25 protein-coding genes, 1 rRNA gene and 1 pseudogene (1 of these 27 running past the window's edge) are annotated in these 21,056 nt (G+C 45.8%); all 27 read right to left on the bottom strand.

What is annotated here, in order from left to right:
* Positions 1 to 3: 3 nt before the first annotated feature.
* The gene (locus HP399_RS01060; protein ID WP_172143247.1) at positions 4 to 942 is read right to left on the bottom strand and encodes an ABC transporter permease; all 939 of its coding nucleotides are present in this window, start codon (positions 940 to 942) and stop codon (positions 4 to 6) included.
* Positions 943 to 1,105: 163 nt separating this feature from the next.
* Positions 1,106 to 1,447: a DUF3870 domain-containing protein gene (locus HP399_RS01055; protein ID WP_012683929.1), complete on the bottom strand. Its 342-nt coding sequence runs from the start codon at positions 1,445 to 1,447 to the stop codon at positions 1,106 to 1,108.
* A gap of 137 nt (positions 1,448 to 1,584) precedes the next feature.
* Positions 1,585 to 2,148, bottom strand: coding sequence for a hypothetical protein (locus HP399_RS01050; RefSeq protein ID WP_173621232.1), 564 nt, complete (start codon positions 2,146 to 2,148; stop codon positions 1,585 to 1,587).
* 55 nt (positions 2,149 to 2,203) lie between these two features.
* Positions 2,204 to 2,620 carry a hypothetical protein gene (locus HP399_RS01045; protein ID WP_173621231.1) on the bottom strand — a complete coding sequence of 139 codons (417 nt, stop codon included), beginning with the start codon at positions 2,618 to 2,620 and terminating at the stop codon, positions 2,204 to 2,206.
* Entirely contained in the window at positions 2,620 to 2,772 is a 153-nt protein-coding gene (locus HP399_RS01040) for a hypothetical protein (RefSeq protein ID WP_007725191.1), read from the bottom strand. Before HP399_RS01040 ends, HP399_RS01045 begins: the two co-directional genes overlap by 1 nt.
* 3 nt (positions 2,773 to 2,775) lie before the next feature.
* Positions 2,776 to 3,099 carry a hypothetical protein gene (locus tag HP399_RS01035; protein WP_228088535.1) on the bottom strand — a complete coding sequence of 108 codons (324 nt, stop codon included), beginning with the start codon at positions 3,097 to 3,099 and terminating at the stop codon, positions 2,776 to 2,778.
* A gap of 251 nt (positions 3,100 to 3,350) precedes the next feature.
* Positions 3,351 to 3,554, bottom strand: coding sequence for a hypothetical protein (locus HP399_RS01030; protein ID WP_173621229.1), 204 nt, complete (start codon positions 3,552 to 3,554; stop codon positions 3,351 to 3,353).
* 29 nt (positions 3,555 to 3,583) lie between these two features.
* Positions 3,584 to 3,730 (bottom strand): hypothetical protein, encoded by a 147-nt coding sequence (locus HP399_RS01025; protein ID WP_007725181.1) that lies wholly within the window; start codon positions 3,728 to 3,730, stop codon positions 3,584 to 3,586.
* Between the two features lie 13 nt (positions 3,731 to 3,743).
* Positions 3,744 to 4,583, bottom strand: a complete 840-nt coding sequence (locus tag HP399_RS01020) for a hypothetical protein (protein WP_173621228.1) — start codon at positions 4,581 to 4,583, stop codon at positions 3,744 to 3,746.
* On the bottom strand, positions 4,583 to 5,287 hold the full coding sequence (locus HP399_RS01015; protein WP_228088432.1) for a hypothetical protein: 705 nt from the start codon (positions 5,285 to 5,287) through the stop codon (positions 4,583 to 4,585). The genes HP399_RS01020 and HP399_RS01015 overlap by 1 nt, the downstream gene beginning before the upstream one ends.
* A 191-nt stretch (positions 5,288 to 5,478) precedes the next feature.
* Positions 5,479 to 6,881, bottom strand: a pseudogene (locus HP399_RS31105) (ATPase, T2SS/T4P/T4SS family).
* Positions 6,881 to 7,999 (bottom strand): hypothetical protein, encoded by a 1,119-nt coding sequence (locus HP399_RS01000; protein ID WP_173621226.1) that lies wholly within the window; start codon positions 7,997 to 7,999, stop codon positions 6,881 to 6,883. The pseudogene HP399_RS31105 and the gene HP399_RS01000 overlap by 1 nt, the downstream one beginning before the upstream one ends.
* Entirely contained in the window at positions 7,996 to 8,784 is a 789-nt protein-coding gene (locus tag HP399_RS00995; RefSeq protein WP_173621225.1) for an SAF domain-containing protein, read from the bottom strand. The genes HP399_RS01000 and HP399_RS00995 overlap by 4 nt, the downstream gene beginning before the upstream one ends.
* Positions 8,781 to 9,659 carry a CpaE/TadZ family protein gene (locus HP399_RS00990; RefSeq protein ID WP_173621224.1) on the bottom strand — a complete coding sequence of 293 codons (879 nt, stop codon included), beginning with the start codon at positions 9,657 to 9,659 and terminating at the stop codon, positions 8,781 to 8,783. The genes HP399_RS00995 and HP399_RS00990 overlap by 4 nt, the downstream gene beginning before the upstream one ends.
* Before the next feature lie 2 nt (positions 9,660 to 9,661).
* Entirely contained in the window at positions 9,662 to 10,426 is a 765-nt protein-coding gene (locus HP399_RS00985; protein WP_007725159.1) for a hypothetical protein, read from the bottom strand.
* A 148-nt stretch (positions 10,427 to 10,574) separates the two neighbouring features.
* A complete protein-coding gene (locus tag HP399_RS00980; protein ID WP_173621223.1) occupies positions 10,575 to 10,853 on the bottom strand; it encodes a hypothetical protein in 279 nt (92 codons plus the stop codon).
* 108 nt (positions 10,854 to 10,961) lie between these two features.
* Positions 10,962 to 11,579 (bottom strand): DUF4046 domain-containing protein, encoded by a 618-nt coding sequence (locus HP399_RS00975; RefSeq protein ID WP_173621222.1) that lies wholly within the window; start codon positions 11,577 to 11,579, stop codon positions 10,962 to 10,964.
* Positions 11,580 to 11,676: 97 nt separating this feature from the next.
* Positions 11,677 to 12,186, bottom strand: a complete 510-nt coding sequence (locus HP399_RS00970) for a hypothetical protein (protein WP_173621221.1) — start codon at positions 12,184 to 12,186, stop codon at positions 11,677 to 11,679.
* Positions 12,183 to 12,614 (bottom strand): TadE/TadG family type IV pilus assembly protein, encoded by a 432-nt coding sequence (locus HP399_RS00965; RefSeq protein WP_173621220.1) that lies wholly within the window; start codon positions 12,612 to 12,614, stop codon positions 12,183 to 12,185. Before HP399_RS00965 ends, HP399_RS00970 begins: the two co-directional genes overlap by 4 nt.
* A complete protein-coding gene (locus HP399_RS00960; RefSeq protein ID WP_173621219.1) occupies positions 12,611 to 13,108 on the bottom strand; it encodes an A24 family peptidase in 498 nt (165 codons plus the stop codon). Before HP399_RS00960 ends, HP399_RS00965 begins: the two co-directional genes overlap by 4 nt.
* Positions 13,105 to 13,281, bottom strand: a complete 177-nt coding sequence (locus HP399_RS00955) for a hypothetical protein (protein ID WP_017246982.1) — start codon at positions 13,279 to 13,281, stop codon at positions 13,105 to 13,107. The genes HP399_RS00960 and HP399_RS00955 overlap by 4 nt, the downstream gene beginning before the upstream one ends.
* A gap of 90 nt (positions 13,282 to 13,371) precedes the next feature.
* Positions 13,372 to 14,286, bottom strand: coding sequence for a type II secretion system F family protein (locus tag HP399_RS00950; protein ID WP_173621218.1), 915 nt, complete (start codon positions 14,284 to 14,286; stop codon positions 13,372 to 13,374).
* A gap of 11 nt (positions 14,287 to 14,297) precedes the next feature.
* Positions 14,298 to 15,194 carry a type II secretion system F family protein gene (locus HP399_RS00945; RefSeq protein ID WP_173621217.1) on the bottom strand — a complete coding sequence of 299 codons (897 nt, stop codon included), beginning with the start codon at positions 15,192 to 15,194 and terminating at the stop codon, positions 14,298 to 14,300.
* Positions 15,195 to 15,205: 11 nt separating this feature from the next.
* On the bottom strand, positions 15,206 to 16,693 hold the full coding sequence (locus HP399_RS00940) for a TadA family conjugal transfer-associated ATPase (protein WP_173621216.1): 1,488 nt from the start codon (positions 16,691 to 16,693) through the stop codon (positions 15,206 to 15,208).
* Positions 16,694 to 16,704: 11 nt separating this feature from the next.
* A complete protein-coding gene (locus tag HP399_RS00935; RefSeq protein WP_173621215.1) occupies positions 16,705 to 18,108 on the bottom strand; it encodes a CpaE/TadZ family protein in 1,404 nt (467 codons plus the stop codon).
* A complete protein-coding gene (locus HP399_RS00930; protein WP_173621214.1) occupies positions 18,105 to 18,833 on the bottom strand; it encodes a Flp pilus assembly protein CpaB in 729 nt (242 codons plus the stop codon). The genes HP399_RS00935 and HP399_RS00930 overlap by 4 nt, the downstream gene beginning before the upstream one ends.
* A 201-nt stretch (positions 18,834 to 19,034) precedes the next feature.
* Positions 19,035 to 21,056 (bottom strand): 23S ribosomal RNA (locus HP399_RS00925) (it continues 907 nt past the right edge of the window).

Below are 21,056 nucleotides of genomic sequence, written 5' to 3'. Positions count from 1 at the left end.
CGATCATCCTTCGCTCTCCTTTCGATGCAGCTTAATTCGTGGATCAATGATGCCGTACAGTACATCGACGACAAACATCAGGAAAATCAAAAGTGCGCTATAGAAGACTGTCGTTCCCATAATGACGGAGTAGTCACGATTATTAATGCCAGCGACGAAATATTTCCCCATCCCAGGAATCGCAAATATTTTTTCGATCACAAAGCTGCCCGTTAAAACGTTGGCAATCAGTGCGCCTAAAAGCGTGACAACAGGCAAAATCGCATTACGCAGTGCGTGCTTCAACACGATCGTCGCCGGAGACAGCCCTTTTGCGCGAGCGGTTTCAATGTATTCCTGGGTCAACACTTCCAGCATGTTGGTACGAGTCAAACGAGCGATAATCGCAATCGGACCAAACGCCAATGCAAGCGCTGGCATAATCACATGCTGCCAAGACCCCCACGTTGCAGTCGGCAACAGCTTCCACTCGACCGCCAAATATTTGATTAATAAGGAAGCGACAACAAAGCTGGGAACAGATATCCCGATAACAGCAATAATCATGGCAAGGTAATCAATGAGACGGTTATGTCGTAACGCGGCGATCACACCAAGAGCGATACCGGTGACAATCGCAAAGACGACAGAAATCAGACCGAGTTGAAAAGAAACGGGGAATCCACGGGCGATCATTTTGTTGACCGTATCCGAGCTGTTGGCAATAGATGGCCCAAGGTCAAACTGCACCAGCTTTTGCAAGTACAGCCCGTATTGGACGAGTAGTGGCTTATCCAGGTTGTAGTAGGCATTGAGGTTGGCAGCAACCGCTTCGTTTAATGCCTTTCCTTCTTTTTCAAAAGGAGATCCTGGAACGGCATGCATCAGGAAAAAGGTGAGGGTAATGATGAGCCATAAAGTCACGATCATGGAGATAAATCTGCGGAAGACAAAAGATAGCAAGGACTCTCCTCCTTTTCATCAAAAATCCGTAAAACCATGTTGGTGGCAGGGACTGAACTCTCGTAATAAGCAAAAAACCCAGCAAATGCACGCGATCATGGCATTTGCTGGGTTTTACTTACGTGTATGCCGTGCATACGAATAAATAAAGCAGCGGGTGTATTCATTTGGTGACTGTAGCTTTATTTCTCGTGGAAACTGCTTGTTTGTACTTCTTTTGCGCGTCCTTGAACGCTGCGATCAATGTTTTTTGGGAAGATCCAAAATACCGAAAGCGAATCTCTTCGCCAATTTCCTCCGACGCCATAATTGAATGACCGATAAAGATCGACCGAGCAAAGTCAGACGTCAGTTGGACCGTGGAGGAACAGGCCGCATCTACGATCTTGTCGTTGGAAGTATCGACAACCAATCCGATAAAAAAAGCACTGAATTGCTGTGTAATCGGATTGTTCGAAGAGGACTGTGCATCGCCTACGATATAAATGGTATCTTTATCAAACAAATCAATAACCCCACTTTTACTATGCTTAACGAACCGGCAAACGGGATGTTCGGAGAGCGACTTCCTCACAATCGCAAGCTGGGTAAGCACTTTCCTACATAGTACCAGAAGAATTTGCAATTTGTAAATAAGTCTGACTAATCTTTCAGTTCTTCTACAGATACGACTGGAAACGAATGTGACGGCAGCATCGGCAGAAACGGTCGCTCGTCGATGTAGGCAACTACGACATGGGATGGACCGACCATTGCTTTCGGTGCTAGCTGTAGTTCCTCCCCACTCTCAGTTACGACGGTAATCTGCAGCATTCCGCCTCCCGGACGCGCTGGCCCCTTCGTTGCCCGCTCTGTCACGAGTGTTGTCCCATTGTACTGTAGGTGTAATTGGAGGTCATTACGCCACGAACGGAAATCCACATAATAACGCGAGAAAGGTATGGGATCAGTGGTCACACTGTCTGCTTGAGGGACGAACAAGGTTTGCTCACGACGGTATCCACCATTTTCGTACATTCTGTCATCAAAACGTTCAAGAGCCTCGTCTTCTAGCAGATCAATCACACCCTCTGTTTTCAATACAGGATCAACAGCAAAGGTGGCGTGATGATTAGACAACTCCAGGAGTATCTTCACTTCTGTTTTTTTCTGCATGGCGATGTCTGCATCTACAATAAACATACCTACCAGCAAAAAGAACAGCATCGTAGAAATGGATAAGATGTTTATACCCGTAACGATAGCCTCCTAACGGGAGCTTTTACAGATCGTAGTCCATGATGTTAACTGTTCCTAGTCTTTGGACTTGCAAGGAATCAGCCGGCATTGGAATCCATGAGGTAAAGCGGGGGTATGGAATTGCCAGCTCCACAACAAACTCATCTTCGTGGCTCCATAGGACGGGATCAAGTGAACGAGTGCGAGTGACACTGACAGACAAGTCCTGATCCGAAACAGAAAACTTTTTCTCCCTCAGCTCACTAGCAATCAATGCCCGAACCTCTTGTTGCAAGTTGGCTTCACTCGTTCCCCCGTGGTTGCTGACGTATTTTGTAGCGGCCGAGCTCACTTCCAATAATTCGTTTCTGGCCTGAACAACCGTATGTACCTGTAAAAGCCCTAATGGAACGAGTAGCATAACCATAATGTTCAGAATCACAGCGATTAATTGACCCATTAGCCTGTACCAAAACGCGTTACTTCAGCGAGCAAATCACCGAAAAACTGCGTGCATGCCGATAGGAGATTTTGCGGACCGGTGAGAAGCAAACCTACCGTCAAAGGCAAAACAATAGCCATTACAGCCAAAATGCTAATCATTTTATTCATACACTACCACCCTGGATCAAAGTATTCGGACGGACGGCTTCCCGTAAAGGAAAAGGATGTATCCCCCTCCACAAATTTGTGCAGCCATTGGGTCACTTTTGAAGGCTGGATGGTAACCGACAAGGTAATCGCCTCCTGCCGCTCTTTGCGAGCTCGCTCGCTCTCGGTTCGAGGCCAGCTCCCGGCAAACACATCCCCTGTCACTTCCCAACCTAGTTCTTTCATTTTAAGGAGATAGTAATCTGCTAACGTAGGCTCCAAATACCCGATGTCCTGCATATCATCCAGTAAGTCAGCATAGATTCCACGGGCAATCGCCCTTTCCATTGCGTACAAGTGGTAAGCTCCCAGTGCAGAAGTGATCAATAGAAGGACCAGTAGACAAATAAGAAAGACTTTTGCTTTCACCATCGTTTTAGAAACGCCAGCTCCTCTTTAATGGAAGATGACCGTCGCTGCTCGATACACCCTTTCCCGTTGCGTCTGTTTAAGCTGCTCCTCTGGCTGGAGATTCCAAAGCACCGCGCACAAGCTCCCTACCATAATCGAAATGATGAGAAGAACGTGGATGTGCAGCATCAGTTTGACGACGTATAGGATGTGCCGTTTTGCATCCTATAGTTGATGTTTTCATTTCGAGTATCGTAGTTCAGCGATGTGATGGATTGGTTAATGCTCTCGGCAGAATCGTTTGCCGCGGGGCTTAACTCATTGCCATAGCTGCTGACACCGATCCCTAACACCATGACGCATGCTAAAAATATAAAAAACATTTTCGACATCTCGAATTTCCCCTTTTCTCATACGTGATTTAAGGTATGGCTTTATCGATCCACCCAACTGCTCGATCTCTCAGCCCGTCTTCTCTCACTACCGATGTGTTTATTTCGGACAAGCTAGAAACGATTATTCCTAAAGAGAAAACGATGCACATGATGATAGATAATAGCTTGGTCATGAGTTGCTCCTCCTCAGGTCAAATATTTATCAAGAATTTCTGTGAGCAGCTTATACCAAGGAAACATAGCTACCAATAACCCCATGTAAAATGCCGGGTAGACAATGACCGTGTAGCCAATCCCCAAAGATTTTATCTTTTTTCGATGACGGAACATTCTTCGGTGATCGACAGCCCACTCCATTCGTTGCATAGTTGCACTTACTTGTCCTTCGCTCAGCGTCTCAATTGTACGCATGCTCGATACGAGGATAATTCCGTCGTCGACGCCAATTTTGCGTTTAAAGCTCTCAAGCGCCTCATTAGGGTCTCTGTTCCAATCAGATAAAGTAGGAATATACTCTTTTAGCTTTCTAGTAGGTCTTGCTGCCTTGACCATGGCATTGTAAATGGGCACCTGATTTTCTAGAAGGGTCACATAGCGATTGATAAATCTGGCGATATCTGTGCTCAGCATATCTTCTCTGTGATTTGCCCACATCTTCAAGCCCATGTACGGCAGCATGTAACTCCCAGCAGATGCCAGGCACATCGACAGAAGTGGAAATGATTCCATTCGGCTTACGACGACCCACATAAGAATCAGGATGCAAACGATACTTCCAGTCAACAATTGCAGAAACACCCACTCTGGTTTTCCCCATCCAAAAGGCCTTCCTGCTCGTGATAGTAACTGTTCCCATTTGTCGTCTTCGTCAGGCTTGAGTGCCTGCTCCCACTTTCCCCACCACACCCCGGAAACAAACAGCTTCGGCTTTTGCTTGTGAAACAAATACTTCCCGATCATAAACGTTGCACTAAAAACAAATAGAGCGCCTAATCCAAGGTAGGTATACATGATTAGCATTGGCATTAGCGATATCTCCTTCCCCAAATAAACGCCAACAGGATCGAAAAGGTCCACACAGTCGTCGCAATCGCTAATATGGCTTGTCCATCTGGCGTGTAGAAATAGAGACGATAGGAATCTTGAAGTAACCCTTGATTGTAGGGGATCAAACAAATACAAATGGCTATAACGATAAGCAGACTGATCCAAATGGAGTATATTTCACTATCACGCTCATGCTTTTCATCTTGTTGTACAAACATTTCATTCGTTAACCGATTTAGAGGTGATTGAATATCTTCTGTTTCTCCTTCCAAACCGCTGGAAATATACGTTGCAAAATCAAAAGCCCACGGATGGTCCAGTCTCTGCGCAAATTGTTCTACTGCCGCAACCGAGTTCCCCCCATCCGAAAGGCTATTGTTCAGCAGAAGGAGGTCAGGCAATAACTCTTTGGGGCACTCCTCTATCATTTCACGAAAGGTAAGGACGATGTTTTTGCGACTGTTATAATAACGGGCAAACAATTCTACGAAACGACAGAATGAGCTGATTTTTTTATTCATTTGGACGGTATAGCGGGCGTATAGAATCAGTGTTGGCAGCAAGAGGAATAAGAGAAAAAGTGACAAGGATACAATCATATTTCCTAGCAAAATACCTGAGATGAATCCCGCTATCCCGCCAATCATGGATAGTATTAAGTACCCTTCTGGTGTACCTCCCACGATTTGACACCAACTCTCAAAGCGTTCATACATCTTGCGCCGGGTAGAATGCCTTAAAAATTTCTCTCTCCATACCTCAACTGTACGCGGGAAGAACACGCGTGGACTTCTCCATCCCTTATACAAGTGTAAGCCGAGAAACAGAAAGCCAGAGAAGAGACATAGAAACACCGGGAAAAGAAATGTATAAATCATAGCTGCCTGCCTATATCGGTAAGACGTAGCTCTTTCAACACTTCAATGTCTGCTTTGCCGACGTAACACATGTATTCAACTAAATGTGGGCTCAGTTGATTTCCCGTCCATTCATAAGCTCCCGTCTGCATGTTGCGACCTACGAGAGGAATAGATTCGACTCGGTTAAAAGATGAATTCCACTCCGTTGTATGAATGGCATCAATAAAACGGTGACCACTGTTGCGGTATGTAAGCGAATTGACAAAATTGACTGCCCTGCTAATCCGCTCCTGGGTCAGCTCGACACTCCGCCCTCCGTATTGATACACAAGATCGGTCAAATCATGTAACGCTCTATGAGCAAATCTTTCGTGCATCGCTCCGATTGTTGCGTCCGTCCCTCTGATTCCGGCATTTATAAAATGGTACGCTTCTATTGGCTCGCGAATTTCTCCAATCAAAATTGTATTCGCGGTTGATCGGTACATGTCTTTGAAGCAATGCCCCAATTCAATGCCGATTTCCTCCACGTTTTGGAGTTCAATCACTTCAGCCCCAATTCAATGCCGATTTCCTCCACGTTTTGGAGTTCAATCACTTCACCTGGCCAAATATCACCAAATCGCATCTCATGTTCACTTTCAAAGATCGTGATATATTCTGTCCGAGGATCCTTCAGTTTCATCATACACATCATCAACGTTGTTTTCCCTGCAGCCATCGGTCCAATAACCAGTACATTGCTGCGTCCGTACACTTGCTGTTCCATTAGCCATTGAATTCTTTCGTCGAAGGCTGGCTGTTGCTGTGTACGAAGTTGGTCGAGTGAAAAAGTAGGCGTTGTAAATCGTCTAACCAGAATGGTCGGTACTCTGGAATAAGGGAAAGTGAACATAGTCAGTCTCGCTTTTAGAGAATGTAAGTATCCACTCAATCTAGGCTTTTTCTCGTTAAAAGATAGACCCGCTGTATTGGTCAACTTTTGTTGAAGGGTTTCAACCTCTTTCCAGCTTGGTGTGTAAGAAAGAAATTTTTTGACCCCTTGCTCCAAGTAGGCAATGTTGCGGTTTGCAGAAATTCGCACTTCCTCTACCCACGGAGACAAATGGAGGACGGCATCTAGTATGCCCCACCCGTATGTAGAAAAGGTGAGACCTTCGTAACCATTGACATGCGGCAAAATTTGTTCGGTTACTGGTCGTTGGAGGACTTCCTCAAAATAATGCTGCAAGCGAAGAATAATATGGTTGTGACTATCACGATCTCCCTGTTCTGCCAAAGCGAGAATTCGTTGCATCTCTAGCTTCTCTTCTCGAGTTTTGCCAAAATGATTTAAATACTCTCTTGCTGCTTGTTTAATGTCCTCGATGGTTTGGATGTCCGATCCAACTGGTTGTTCTCGTTCTATCCCTCTCATCAGCAAAACACCGCACTTTTATCCATATATTGTGCCTTAGCAATTTCCTTCAAACTGCTGATGTACGATTTGGGAGCGAAAAACTCTTCTATTAATACACTGCAGCTCTGATGAGATTGATTGAGCCTGCTCTCTGAAATGCGTGGTACTACACCGTAGACCGAAACATCCTCCCCGATTCGAAAGGGTTGCCCAGGATCTAAATGACTGAGCAGAACCTCGCATTTCACTCCTCTTTCTCTCCATTTATGCAGCCACTCTCTGGCACTATCGATACTAAAGGGATCAGCTCTCACGAATAAAAGATTGCGGTCAACGGTATGAAGCAACCGCTGTAGAGTTTCAGACTCAGGAAAGCAGTAACCCCAATCGACGTATACATAGTCAAATTGCATGCGAAACACACGAATTAGATTGCTTAATTCTGAGCTTTTCCATTTGCTAGCAGCATGTGCGTAATACAAATTTGGCAAGTGCGCGCTCTGTTTGCAGACATTGCTCCAATTACGCTTGGCAGTTGTTTGTATATCGATAAAGTCAGGACGAAATAAAGATAATTGATGTTGTTGGAGCTTGAAGAAACGTGTTAGATCCGGCTTGGCGTCATTCATATCAAGTACGACAATGCGCTTTTCAGGATGCTGTCTCGCTAGGATGACGGGATAATTAATACAAAAGGTAGTAATGCCAGAAGCTCCGTAGCTCAATAAAGCGTAAACGAGCCCATTTTCTTTTGACGATCCGATATCTGCACACTCTTGCACGAAGCCTAGAATCAGACTGATTTGATGGCGTATTTCTTCTTGTGATAAATGGGCCGATAACAGGTATACATGCTCTAGCCTGGACTCCTCCGCTACCTTCTCAATCATCTTCTCATCCCGATAGAGAGGAACAATAATTAACGGTGAGTTTGGTGGGAGTTGTGCTTTCAAGGCCGGAAGCCATTCCCAAACGGGAGAGTTGAACATTTCGGAAAAGATCACGGTAGCTTCTGGCATATAAAGCTGTACAAGCCGTGAAAACTCCTCCGCCGACTCAGCTACCAGCACATCACTGTACACAGGCATATACGTCTTGGCGAGTGACTTCATCGGATAACAAACTAAAATTTTCATGATGCTTGCTCCTTTGAACCCATGATATGACCTACCTGAAGCATCCCATATGACATTGCCTCACTTACGATCACATACTCCTCGTCTGTCAAATTAAAGCCGATAAAAGCAGGTAGTGCTGTTGGCTGAACCCGGTAGTCACGATATCGTTTTTCGCCATTCTGCAACGGCTTTTCTCGTGATCCATGAAAGATGGAATCCATCTGATCAGGAGATGGCAACAAGCTCGGCTTTAATGTATAGATCTCAATACCATTATTGTCCCTCACGCTTGCAAGCTGACTTTCAAATAACAAATCTGCCGTATCATTGGTTTTTCTAAAATGCAGTGGTGCAGGATAGTCTTGCAGCTCCGAGAGATTCTTGTATTTGACCCAAATTTTCACATGATCACCTTTGCGTAATTCCGTTAAAGGATGGATGGATAGTAGAGGGAACTCGTAGCGCGCCTCCCTTTTTTCCGGTAAAAGCTGCGAATCTGTCAGCTTTTCCACTAATAATTGCTCGCCTTCGTATATAGTCTGCGTGCTCCTTTTCCCCAAAACGGTATCCAAATCACGCGCTGAACCTGGAAGAATTTCATCCACTTCTTCCTGTACAAGTATCACATCATCTTGTGTAATCGGCTCAAAGGCTGCTATTTCTTTCCCTCCAGCTACCTTTACAACTGGGGCAAACAGCTTTTCTGCAGCCATCGCGTCAATATATTGAGTCGCCGCATAAAAGGACGACCCTGCTAGCAGAAACGAAATTAAGCAAATGACAAGCAATGTTTGCTTCTTCATAACATCCTTCCTTTATAAGCATGAATCAATGACTGAAACTCAATCTCTTCCTCCGGGAAAAGCTCCAATAGTAGATTAGCTTTGGCGCTTGCCATTGCTGTTTTCTCTCCATCCATCAACGGAATCATGTCAGTTACCTGTGTAGATCCAGGCTGCTGATCCCATAGGGAGAGCGTTCCTTCTACTTTTTTCATGATGCTTGCCCGAGACAATTGGCTATTCCACTTGTTTGCTATCATTTTTATTTTTCTTCTTTCTGTGTTCCACCAAGTAGGGGCTGGATCTACCAGGAACAAACGGGTAAGTCTAGCCAAATCTGCATCAAATACTACCCATATTTCGTCGGCATGCTCAAAAATTTGTTTGGAGTGGATATCATTCCAGTAGGAAGAAACATCAATGACAACAATGGGACTATCCTTACAAATCCGTAGTAACCAATTAGCTGTATCTGTTTGAGAAGATTCGTGCTGAAGTTGTGCTGGGGATTCTATCTGGATGCGAAGATGGTTATTCTGCATGAGGAGCGATGGTGTAGGAGAATCTCTTTCTTGTTGTCGAACTCTACGTTCAAAATCAAGTGCAAAATAATAATAGGAAGTCACTTTTGGTAACTCGCAAAGGGTGACAGGAATGCCTTTTCCTGACCATGCATACGCTAGGTTACTTGCAAGAAAACTAGCTCCAGCCTGTGCGTACAAACTCATAACAGCAATACATTTACGCTGATACAACTCCTGTTGCTCAACTATTGGTGGCGAAGCAAGCTTTTCTTTAAGCACTCTCCATTGCCGCTCTTCCTCAATAGACTGTGAAAACTCCTGCTGCTCCAAATCACGGAACCTGGAGACAAAGCGGCTCATTTGGTGAAACATGATTATCCCACCTGGGAATCATTTGATTTATTTTTACTGGCAATGTATTTCTCAAATTTCTCAACCATCTCTCGAACAGTGAGGGACTTGCGATGATAATAGTATATTTTACGCAGTCGCTCTCGTTCCTGAGCTGTCATTTCTGGTCTCACTTTCATAGCTAGCTCGATTAACAGAGCAAGTTCGACGTTGTTAGGTCTTCCTCTTCTCGGTGGATTGGCAAATAGCTCCTGCTGCTTTTTATTAAATGCGTTTGGGTACTCTACCAGCCACATGTCTACCAACGTTTCAATATCTTCATGTGTACGTACACCGAGCTTCATCAAGTATTTAAAATATGTGGGGATGGGACGCTCACGTATCTGCCCATTTTGCCAACGGGCAAGAAATCCATTTGGCATAGTTAGATGCTTGGTTACGTCTCGGATGAGTGCTATCCGATTTGGCGATTGGTATTGAACGACTGCTTCCTTTACTAGCGTAAACAAAATGTCATGATAATTGACGCCTTTATACCCGCTTCCATACTCTGTGATGTACCATTCCTCAACTGCTCGATCAAAATCTCTCCGGCAATTCGATAACTGAAGCTGATTCAGATGCTCATAAAACTCTTCCAGATCATACTGAACCATAAACTCTTCCTGGTAATCTCCAAAAACAAAAGCAATAAAGGATTCCTTAAACTCTTCCAATGACAACAATGTCAGCTTGTTTGTCTCCTCATAGCAGCGGTTGACTAATTCGATTGCACTCTTTGCCAACACGTCAAGATACCCCCATTTTCCTTTTTATAGAGCGTTAGATATTCTCCAAAAGCATTCTCGACTCGTCGAATCTTATTTAGCCTGATAAACCAGGCATTTCGCTTTATGGGTCGCCTCACACGCACCCGTGCAAGGCGATTAAGAGAACCTACTTCGTTACAAAGTAAAGTTCTTCTCCGGTCGCGAAAAGAAGAGCGATCCTTCCCCCGCGCTCCATGACGGTTGGAGCATTCTCCATTACAATCAGTCCGTCATTGAGTACTACTCTCTCTCCAAATCGATGTACGGATTCGATCTGGAACGCTCCCTGCGGAACTCTTTCCACTGAAAGATATCTGCCGGGTTTGTGCTTCTGGTAGCGTACTTGTCGCCCTAGAAGCTGCTCCACGGATGCAGAGCATTTCTGGTGAGCCTCTACTGTTGCCATACGCAACGCCTCCTTCTCTCACCTGTAGAGTACGGCCGTTTCATCTGCTTATAAGCCTATGAAACTATCTCTACCGTAAAAAAAGACAGCAGGGTTGTGCAAATATTTTTATAACTCTTCCCAATAAGAGGGATCACTAAGTTCGGGATACATTTCAGTGACCATATCAAATGGTGAAAAGTAGAGTGTATCGACGAGAATTTTTAGTTTATATGTTTTCAGGAGCGTATACGCTCTCTCTGTTTTGCTGAAGATACTTGGCAGTTGACGCAAATCTGCCAGCTTTAGTAGATGCTTGCACATATAGTCGACGCATATTTTTGCCCGTTCCTCACCCTTTATGCTCTGAAAATAAGCTGGGGGAAAATGACGTCTTATGCCTGAAAGCACTTCTTGGTAAACCCATAGCACTCGTTGCTCTTCTGGAAGCCGAGGTAAATACGGATAAGCAAATTCTACGAAATAATACACATCCTCAGCCTTCGCCTCGATAGGCGGCTCAATAAATTCTCTTACTAAATGCAGCTTCAATTCTTTTACATCTTGCAAGCTCAATTCACGTCGCGCTTGCTCTGGTGTCCATCTTTTTACATTCTCAATCGCATATCTGACAACCAATTGGACTTTTTGCTTACGGTACTGCACCTCTTCGAACTCATACGGGGAAAAACGCTTTTGCTCTCCGTTAAGAATTCGTTTGTACCGATCGACTATTTTTGAGGGCACTGTCATCTCACTCCTATCCCCATTTCTGGAATATACTACTAAATTACCATGCGGGATTAGGACAAAAATAACAGTGCCTTTGTTCAAAATTGTGACTTTATTCATAGACTCCAGACTGGGAGACTCTGTTCATTTTTACAAAAAGCTCATCCCAAAATACAGGTATATTCTTTTCAACCTTTACTTCTAAATGATAGATTCCTTGCAAGTACAAATAAGGCCGTTCACCTTTTTGGTGAATGATAGAGACCTCTTCACTTGTCCCCTCCAGATTCGGCCTGTTTAATCTCCAAAGAATCCCCGCTTCTTCACGTGCCCCGCGAATGATATCCGCATCACGCCGTTCAGCTTCTTCTGTTGTCGCAAACAATCTGATTTGCTTATCACCGTTTGAATCCACGTACTCCCATTTTCCAGCCACACGCGCTCCCTTGGTAATCAGATCGGCTGTATGTTGCATCCTCATTTTTAGATAATCTGTCTGCTCCAAAAATAACAGGATAGAGAGCAGGCTGCCCAAGCAGAAGAGAAAGAAGAGCACAGTAATCATTGTTGCCCCGCGCTCTTCCTTCACTCGAAACAAAAAATGGTGCAACAGATCATTCATTGCTTCTCCTCCGCATTTTCAACCATCATGTGATAGCTTTCGGTTATCTCGTATAATTCCCCCGTAGCGAGAAGCCGAAATGAAACTGTTGCTTCAGCTTTTACATGACTACCTTTTCTCCAGCCGTTCCCATCAAGCTCCAACTGCACATCTTTATGAAGGACTCCGATACCTTGTGCTAATTCCGATGTACCTCGCTGTTTCGCATGGAATTTGGCCAAACCGAAATTGGGCTGCACTGCAGCAATTCTTCCTGCCTCATAAGCAGCCGCCAATGCCTTTTGCTTGTTGTACATCATGCTGAATTGGTCAAAGGAGAATACGATCAAGATCCAAACTAAAGGAAACACCAAAATAAACTCAATCATTTGGCTGCCTCGCTCATCTTTCACCCTCGTACGTATCACTCGTCCCATGTGTGTGATCATCCGCTTGCTCCGATAACATCTCGTACGGATTGGAACACAAAAGCACCCAGCAAATATACCGCGTAGGGGAATGAAAAGGCTGTTCTTTCCCTGCCTGGAAGCCATACTTGTCGATGAGCCGACCATCCGGCTGCCATGATTTGAAGATTGTTGCGTAAGCGAGCCCAATTTTGCGGATAGAACACCATAACAATCAGGCACAAAATGATGGAATGTAAAAACAAAGAATACACCACACTCCAGCTCGTCCAAGCACCAACAGCCATCAACAACTTTTGATCCCCCATCCCCATCCCTTTTAAGAATACGGGACCAACTGTCAACAAAAAGGCTCCTGCCACACCTAACAATGCTCCAGCTAATAATTCACCTTCCCACTGATACCAGAAGCCGATAGCAATCGCTGGAAAAACAAGAGTATTCGGTATTTTCCTTCGTCTCCAATCCATCCATGCTGCCGCTCCTAATACGCCCAGCAAGACTACGTTTGTCATTTGCTTATTTTTTCTTGCAGTTCCTTCAGCTTCTCGTCTTCGGCAGTGCCTAGTTGTGTCAGTGTCGGAATAAGCACAATCAAGATGACGGCAATGATAATGACCATTTCCACGATCGTAACACCGTCCTCCTCATACCAAAAACGCTTGACGTAATCTGCGATGGCTCCCATTCCATTCACTCCTCATTGAGATTTTGGTTCTATTTTCACTCTGCCAAAAGACAGTGCCTCTCGCAAAAATATTTACACGCGCTTATTTTTCTACAAGCTTTCTCCGATGCCAATGAATGCAGGACCCATCACCAAGAACAACAACGGTAGGCCCATTAACAAAATGACAAAAGGCAATAACCTGATATTTAACCGATTCATATGGGTAGCAGCCTCGTCTTCTTGTTGTCTCACTTGCTCCTCTACTTGGACAGACAACATTTGTGATATGCTAACCCCTTTTTTCATCGCCTCGTTCATCTCCAACGCGATGGTAGTCAACGAATCTACCTCCCATCGAAAAGCCAGCTCTTCAAGCGCCTTTCTCCAGTTCCCATGCCTTTTTTCTCCCATTTCTAGGCTCGCAAGCTCTCTGCCAAGTCTTGCATCAAATCGTCTCGCTGTCTGCTTAACAGCCTGCTGCAATGGCATGCCTGCTTCCACCAGTGATTGCACAATGCTGAAAAAAATAGGAACCTGCTCACGAATTTCAGCTTTTGCCCGCTTGTCCGCCCAATCTAGCAGCATGTTTGGCAACAAGTACAAAAATAAACTAAACGTTAAGGGAAGCCCATTCATCGTACCAATTTTTTCACCGTTAGCCATGCTCATTGCCAATGAAGCTAGAGATGAAGCAATGAAACACATACTGATGAGCCGGAATAAGACAATCTCTGTCAGACTTATATCGATCCCCAGACGGGCCAATGTTTCCTCTATTTTTTTCTTATCGACACCCGTCCATTTGTAGAAATGCTGTAGCAGTACCTGGTTTTTCTCCAAGCCTCGAATCAGTGTCCACCTTTTTCGTCCTTGTTGAAACGATTTCTCAAGCTTTGCCTGTTTCTCAGAATCAATCCTGCCCAAAAGTGTGGCGGAGAATGGTTCTCCCTTACTCACACAAGACGGCAAGCCGTACAGAAATATAGTAACACTCACCACTATACTTATAACGAGAATGAACATTGCACCCTCTCCTATGCTCCCCTGCTTATGCTTTTATGCGCAACATAACGAATTGCTTCTCCCCCAACCAAAATAGAAGCCAAGCTTCCTAAAATCAGAAACCGTCCCCCCATTGTGGCCGTTAGTGGATCGAAATGATTGGGATTGTTCACATACAAAGCAATGACAAAAACAAACGGCATGACACTTAGTAAATTCACTTGTGCAACGATCTGAGCCATAGCTGCTTTTTGTCTACGGAGCGACTGTCGGCGCCGCAATATCGAAGAGGCAGCCAAATCGAGCGTTTTGGCCATATCTCCGCCCATCTCACGTTGAATGTAGACAATGGTCGCTAAATATTTGACATCTGCTGATCCTGTACGTTCAAAGAATCGATTCATTACGTGCTCTAACGGGACTTGTGCCCGCAATAGCTCTACAATACGCTTGTATTCCTCTAATACGATTTCTGATAAAAATGGACTAGCCGCTACCTGTTCAAACGCATGTAAATACGATGGAGAAGTACGTAAAGAACTGGCCATGAGACGAATCGCTTTTACATTGCCTGCTTCGAAATCGTCCTTTCGACGAACTCCCCAAACACTCACCAACCGTTCGGTAAACATAATCCCTGCCAGCAAAGCAGGCAATGCCATCCACCAAGACTGCAAGATCTGACTACTCACACCAAAGGACGCGATCCCCAATAAAAAAGAGAAGGTCACATACTGGTTTACCCCCCACCCTGAGCGCGATTTCGCCAACCTCTCCTCAAACTGCTTCCAAGTTGTTTTTCTTTCCTGTTGGAGCACTTCTACGATTTCGTGCTTCCCCATCGGTTCTCGCATATAAAATTTGTTTGGCATGATCAATAAGAGGATGGCCATCCCCATCCCTACCGCAACAGGTAAGCTAATATCCATACCTTCTCCTCCTATAGAGGTATTGGAGTGGTGAAAAAGACTTGCTCAATCTCCTCTCGCGACAGCCCTTTCTCTAGCCATCGTTTAATAAGTCGCTCTGGGCGATAGCCTGTCCATTTGAAATGACCCTTTACTCTCCCATTCTCCATCCCAGTTGCTTCGTACACGTAAATATCCTGCAAATACACCCGATCAGGGAGAACCTGTTTAATGTTGCAAGCTCGTTTTATCCATTCTTCATGCGATTGACCCGTCCCCACTACCTCCGTTATCGCAACAACCTTGCGACTGCCATCTTCTTCAAAACGTTTTACTTGAACAATCAGATCCAGTGCTGAACCGATCATTAAATTGCGCTCTTCAGCACTATACCCTTCATCTGCTTTTCCAAATAAAATGGGCAATGTTGAATCGACCAAAGCTCGCGGTGAGTTTGCATGCGCTGTGCTCCAGCTACCAGGGTGATCCGTATTCATCGCCCAAAGCATATCTACGATTTCACCACCTCGTGTCTCACCGACCATAATGACATCCGGCCTTTTTCTCAAGGACAAACGAACACAATCCTTGATCGAAAACCCACCCTTGCCCTCATAATTCGCAGGTTTCGCTAAAAATCTGCGCACAAAAGGATGCTGAAGCTTCATCTCCAAAACGTCCTCGATCGTAATAATACTTAAATGATCAGGAACATACTGAGAGATGAGATTGAGCATGTGTGTCTTGCCTGAGCCTGTTCCTCCACTGACAATGCCAGATGCACGAGATAAACGGACGGCTCTGTTTAAAAAGAGAAGCATCGGCTCGCAAATGGAGCCATACCGCAAGTAGTCAAACTCGCTGAGTAGCTCACGGTGTTTTCTGATCGTGAGCATATGACCATCGGGAGAAATAGAGCGATGCGTAGCGGCAACCCGGGAACCGTCTGGAAGCTGTGTATGCAACTCTGCTTTTGTTTCATTAAACTCACGCCCCATTGTCGCTGCAATTTGTTCCAATAAGCGCAGCAGCTCCTCTTCATCGCGAAAAACAGCAATGTCCGGCGATTCAAGACGACCAGTACTTTTTCTTTCAATAACGAGATAGTTATAGCGGTGAAAAAGAATCTCCGTGATGTCGTTATCCTCTAATAAAGCGTCTAATGGTCCCCAACCGGTCAAAGAATGCAGTAATCGTTTTACTTCTGCTTCCATTTGTATGGATGTCAGGGTGGTTTGCGACTCCAGCAGCATTCGAATATCTGCCGTCAGCTCATCTAACAAGAGTGGGGACTGCTTTTCCTCCCATAATCGTTTTCCGTATTTCTCGACAATCTCGGTACGTATCGATGTTTCTCTATCTGACCCGACCCATTTTTCATTCGTCCGCTCGTGATCGGGGACTTGCATTTTTTCGTGAAGCGTCGAAGGAACTCCCGCCATTCCCCTCCCCGCTGATCGTAATTCATGCGCTGTACGGAATTGATTAGAAATGCCTAGTAACTGTTTTTTATCGAACATGACACCCTCCCTTATCCCCATAACCACTTAAAGAGAGATGTTTTCTCTTTTTGTTTCTCTTTTCCAGCAGCCTTCATTTGCTCCCCATCTACGGGGAACAGTGCTTTTCCTAATGTCTCAATGGCTTCCTTGGCCGGAATTCTCCCTGTCTGGAGCATGACTGGCGTTCCGGTGTTAATCGATTTTTTTACTTCCACATCGTCAGGTATTGAGAAGACTTTTTTGCTAGGGTGAAGTTGGAAGTAAGCACGAATTTCATCTAAGGTAAACATTTCTTTCCGCTGCAAACGATTCATGCAAATTTGAATGCGTTCTTCAGGGTACTCTGCTTCTCGCAATAGTTTTAGCAATCGTTGAATATTTTCAATGGAGTCTACCACCGGATTTCCCACCATCACGACATGCTCTGCAAAAAATAGAGCTTGAATCGTTGCATCTGTCGTATCAGGAGCCGTATCGATAAGAATGACGTCGTAGTTGCTTTGTTTTAACGTTTCGAGAATCAGATATAAATGGTAGTCACGGATTTCAAAGCTTTGCCGAATATCACGGGGAGAGGTAAGTACATGCAATCCCGTATCAGGATGAGCAACCACATATTTCTCGATTTGTTGAGGAGATAACGGCAAGGCTTGTGCGTATTCCTGCCATTCCTCACTGCTAATGGAATACGGGTCTTTTCCTTGACTCTGAATAAACGAATGCAACTGAGCATCAAGATCCTTTACCCACGTAAAAAGATTAGGGGTACGAGGCAGATTCAAAGTAGTCGCAAATGTACCGAGATCAAGATTGAAGTCTACAGCGATTACCCGCAATGGGAGACCTTCGTTTTTTTGCATGGAAAAGAAAATCGCTAACTCACGAGAAATAAATGTTTTTCCTACGCCACCCTTTGGGCCGTAAACAGTAATAAGCTGTTTGGGACGAGTCATTTCAGGAACTAGTCTATCTATGATCAGCTCGGAGAATGAAGGCGGCTGGCTCGGATAGCCCTTGGATTGTTCCTGGACTACATACTGGTGTTGTTGTGGCGCAGCTTCTGCTACCATGCCTGGAGGCTGTATCATCATGGCCAACGCTTCGATTTGCCCTGGTTCAATGGGCTTGGCAATAACCCATAAGCCTAAGTTCCGGAAGAACGGTTCCCACACCAGTTCATTGCTTGAGCAAGCAGCAATAAATGAAAGATGAGGAAAGGCTAGCCGAAACTGCTGACATAACACCCCTCTTTCCGTTCCCTTAATACCACCTAGCAACACCAAATGGGGTTGGTTTGCCTGTAATTTTGCCCATGCTTCTTCCACCCCAATTGCTTCCCCGCACACTTCTATCCATCTACTGTTTATAAGTTGAGCCGTTAACAAGCGAACTGAATCTCGATCATCATCTACTATGAGCAAACGCCTCTTCACTCATGCTCCTCCTTTTGAATACCCCAGCGTGTTTTCGTCTTCATTAACTCTGCAGCGAATTTTGCGTCTCCTATTCCCGGATTTCCCCCATCCTTCACTGCCGCCAAGCCCAATCTGATTTTTCCATAATGAAGTGCGTGTGTTAGCAAGACAGCCTCATCACGTGTCAGGGAGAGAGTAACAGCTACCAAATTAGGATGATCACCTTCCATTTCGCGTTGAACGCCAATGATCGGCATGTTTTGCAATAGGAGTCCAGAATGTGCTCCTGTCTCATCTTCAAAGGAAGCATAGACGTGTACACTTTCTCCGCTGGATACATGTGGTGAAACTCCTGCTACATTGTCTACGGGAATGCTCATACCTGTCATTTTTTCTGATATCCCTCCGCTGCCTTGCGCCTTGCTTTTTTGTTCCAAATCACTTTGCAATAATGGTCGGCCTCCCTTCACTTGTCGTGTGAATGCTAAACCGACAAGGCTCTGTCCTTCTTCCCATGGAATCAAGCCTGGAATTGGAGCAATGGGTTGTTGAAAGATCCCTCCCAGTCTCAGTGTCAATGGCTCCATATCCCTCGCTTCAAGTAATTGGCCACTTTCTTTTTCCACTGTTGATTGCAATTGTATATAGGTCACTTGATGCGGCTTCAAAATGATGTAGGTCGCTACACCTATACATGTAGTGAAAAGCAATATAGCCAATAATCGTAGCGGATGTATAGACATTCTCTCCCTCCTCTCCATTGTTTCTAGCATAGGGGAGAATAGCGGGACAAAAAAAGAAAACAAAAAAACCGTGCATTTGTTCTGCACGGTTACACCTATTACACAAAAAAAGCTGCATTCTCCATTACTTTTTACAAGTAATCGGGAATACAGCTTTTCGTCTCATTCCTTCAAAACTGAATACGCATGATTGCTAAGTGTGTGGATAAGTCCTCGACCGATTAGTATTCGTCAGCTCCACGCGTTACCGCGCTTCCACACCGAACCTATCAACCTCATCGTCTATGAGGGGTCTTACCAGCTTGCGCTGTGGGAAGTCTCATCTTGGAGGGGGCTTCACGCTTAGATGCTTTCAGCGCTTATCCCGTCCGCACATAGCTACCCAGCTGTGCCACTGGCGTGACAACTGGTGCACCAGCGGTGCGTCCATCCCGGTCCTCTCGTACTAAGGACAGCTCTCCTCAAACTTCCTACGCCCGCGACAGATAGGGACCGAACTGTCTCACGACGTTCTGAACCCAGCTCGCGTACCGCTTTAATGGGCGAACAGCCCAACCCTTGGGACCTACTTCAGCCCCAGGATGCGATGAGCCGACATCGAGGTGCCAAACCTCCCCGTCGATGTGGACTCTTGGGGGAGATAAGCCTGTTATCCCCAGGGTAGCTTTTATCCGTTGAGCGATGGCCCTTCCATGCGGAACCACCGGATCACTAAGCCCGACTTTCGTCCCTGCTCGACTTGTAGGTCTCGCAGTCAAGCTCCCTTCTGCCTTTACACTCTACGAATGATTTCCGACCATTCTGAGGGAACCTTTGGGCGCCTCCGTTACCTTTTAGGAGGCGACCGCCCCAGTCAAACTGCCCACCTGGCATGGTCCTCTCGCCCGATAAGGGCGACGAGTTAGAAACTCCGTACATCAAGGGTGGTATCCCACCGACAGCTCCACAGAGGCTGGCGCCCCTGCTTCTCAGCTTCCCACCTATCCTGTACATGATGCACAAAGTTCCAATACCAGGCTACAGTAAAGCTCCATGGGGTCTTTCCGTCTTGTCGCGGGTAACCTGCATCTTCACAGGTATTATGATTTCACCGGGTCTCTTGCCGAGACAGCGCCCAAGTCGTTACGCCTTTCGTGCGGGTCGGAACTTACCCGACAAGGAATTTCGCTACCTTAGGACCGTTATAGTTACGGCCGCCGTTTACTGGGGCTTCGGTTCAAAGCTTCGCTTGCGCTAACTCATCCCCTTAACCTTCCAGCACCGGGCAGGCGTCAGCCCCTATACTTCGCCTTGCGGCTTCGCAGAGACCTGTGTTTTTGCTAAACAGTCGCTTGGGCCTTTTCACTGCGGCCCCCTCGGGCTATTAACCCTACCGAGGCGCCCCTTCTCCCGAAGTTACGGGGCCATTTTGCCGAGTTCCTTAGCAAGAGTTATCCCGCGCACCTTAGGATTCTCTCCTCGCCTACCTGTGTCGGTTTGCGGTACGGGCACCTTGTTCCTCGCTAGACGCTTTTCTTGGCAGTGTGAAATCAGGGACTTCGGTACTTAAATTTCCCTCGCCATCACAGCTCATGCTTATCGGTGTGCGGATTTGCCTACACACCACACTCACTGCTTGGACGGCCATCCAGTAGGCCGCTCACCCTATCCTCCTGCGTCACGCCATTGCTCAAGCGGAACAGAGGTGGTACAGGAATATCAACCTGTTGTCCATCGCCTACGCCTTTCGGCCTCAGCTTAGGTCCCGACTAACCCTGGGAGGACGAGCCTTCCCCAGGAAACCTTAGGCTTTCGGTGGACAAGATTCTCACTTGTCTTTTCGCTACTTACACCGGCATTCTCACTTCCAAGCGCTCCACCGCTCTTTCCAGTACGGCTTCACTGCTGCTTGGAACGCTCCCCTACCCAGTCCGTAAGGACTGCCATAGCTTCGGTGATACGTTTAGCCCCGTTACATTTTCCGCGCAGAGTCACTCGACCAGTGAGCTATTACGCACTCTTTAAATGGTGGCTGCTTCTAAGCCAACATCCTGGTTGTCTGGGCAACTCCACATCGTTTCCCACTTAACGTATACTTGGGGACCTTAGCTGATGGTCTGGGCTGTTTCCCTTTTGACGATGGATCTTAGCACTCACCGTCTGACTCCCGGACATAAGTCATTGGCATTCGGAGTTTGACTGAATTCGGTAACCCGATGAGGGCCCCTAGTCCAATCAGTGCTC

This window comes from Brevibacillus sp. DP1.3A (assembly GCF_013284245.2).
Classification (GTDB): Bacteria; Bacillota; Bacilli; order Brevibacillales; family Brevibacillaceae; genus Brevibacillus.
The sequence above is the reverse complement of the archived record's forward strand: the minus strand, read 5'-3'. Positions and strand labels throughout refer to the sequence as shown.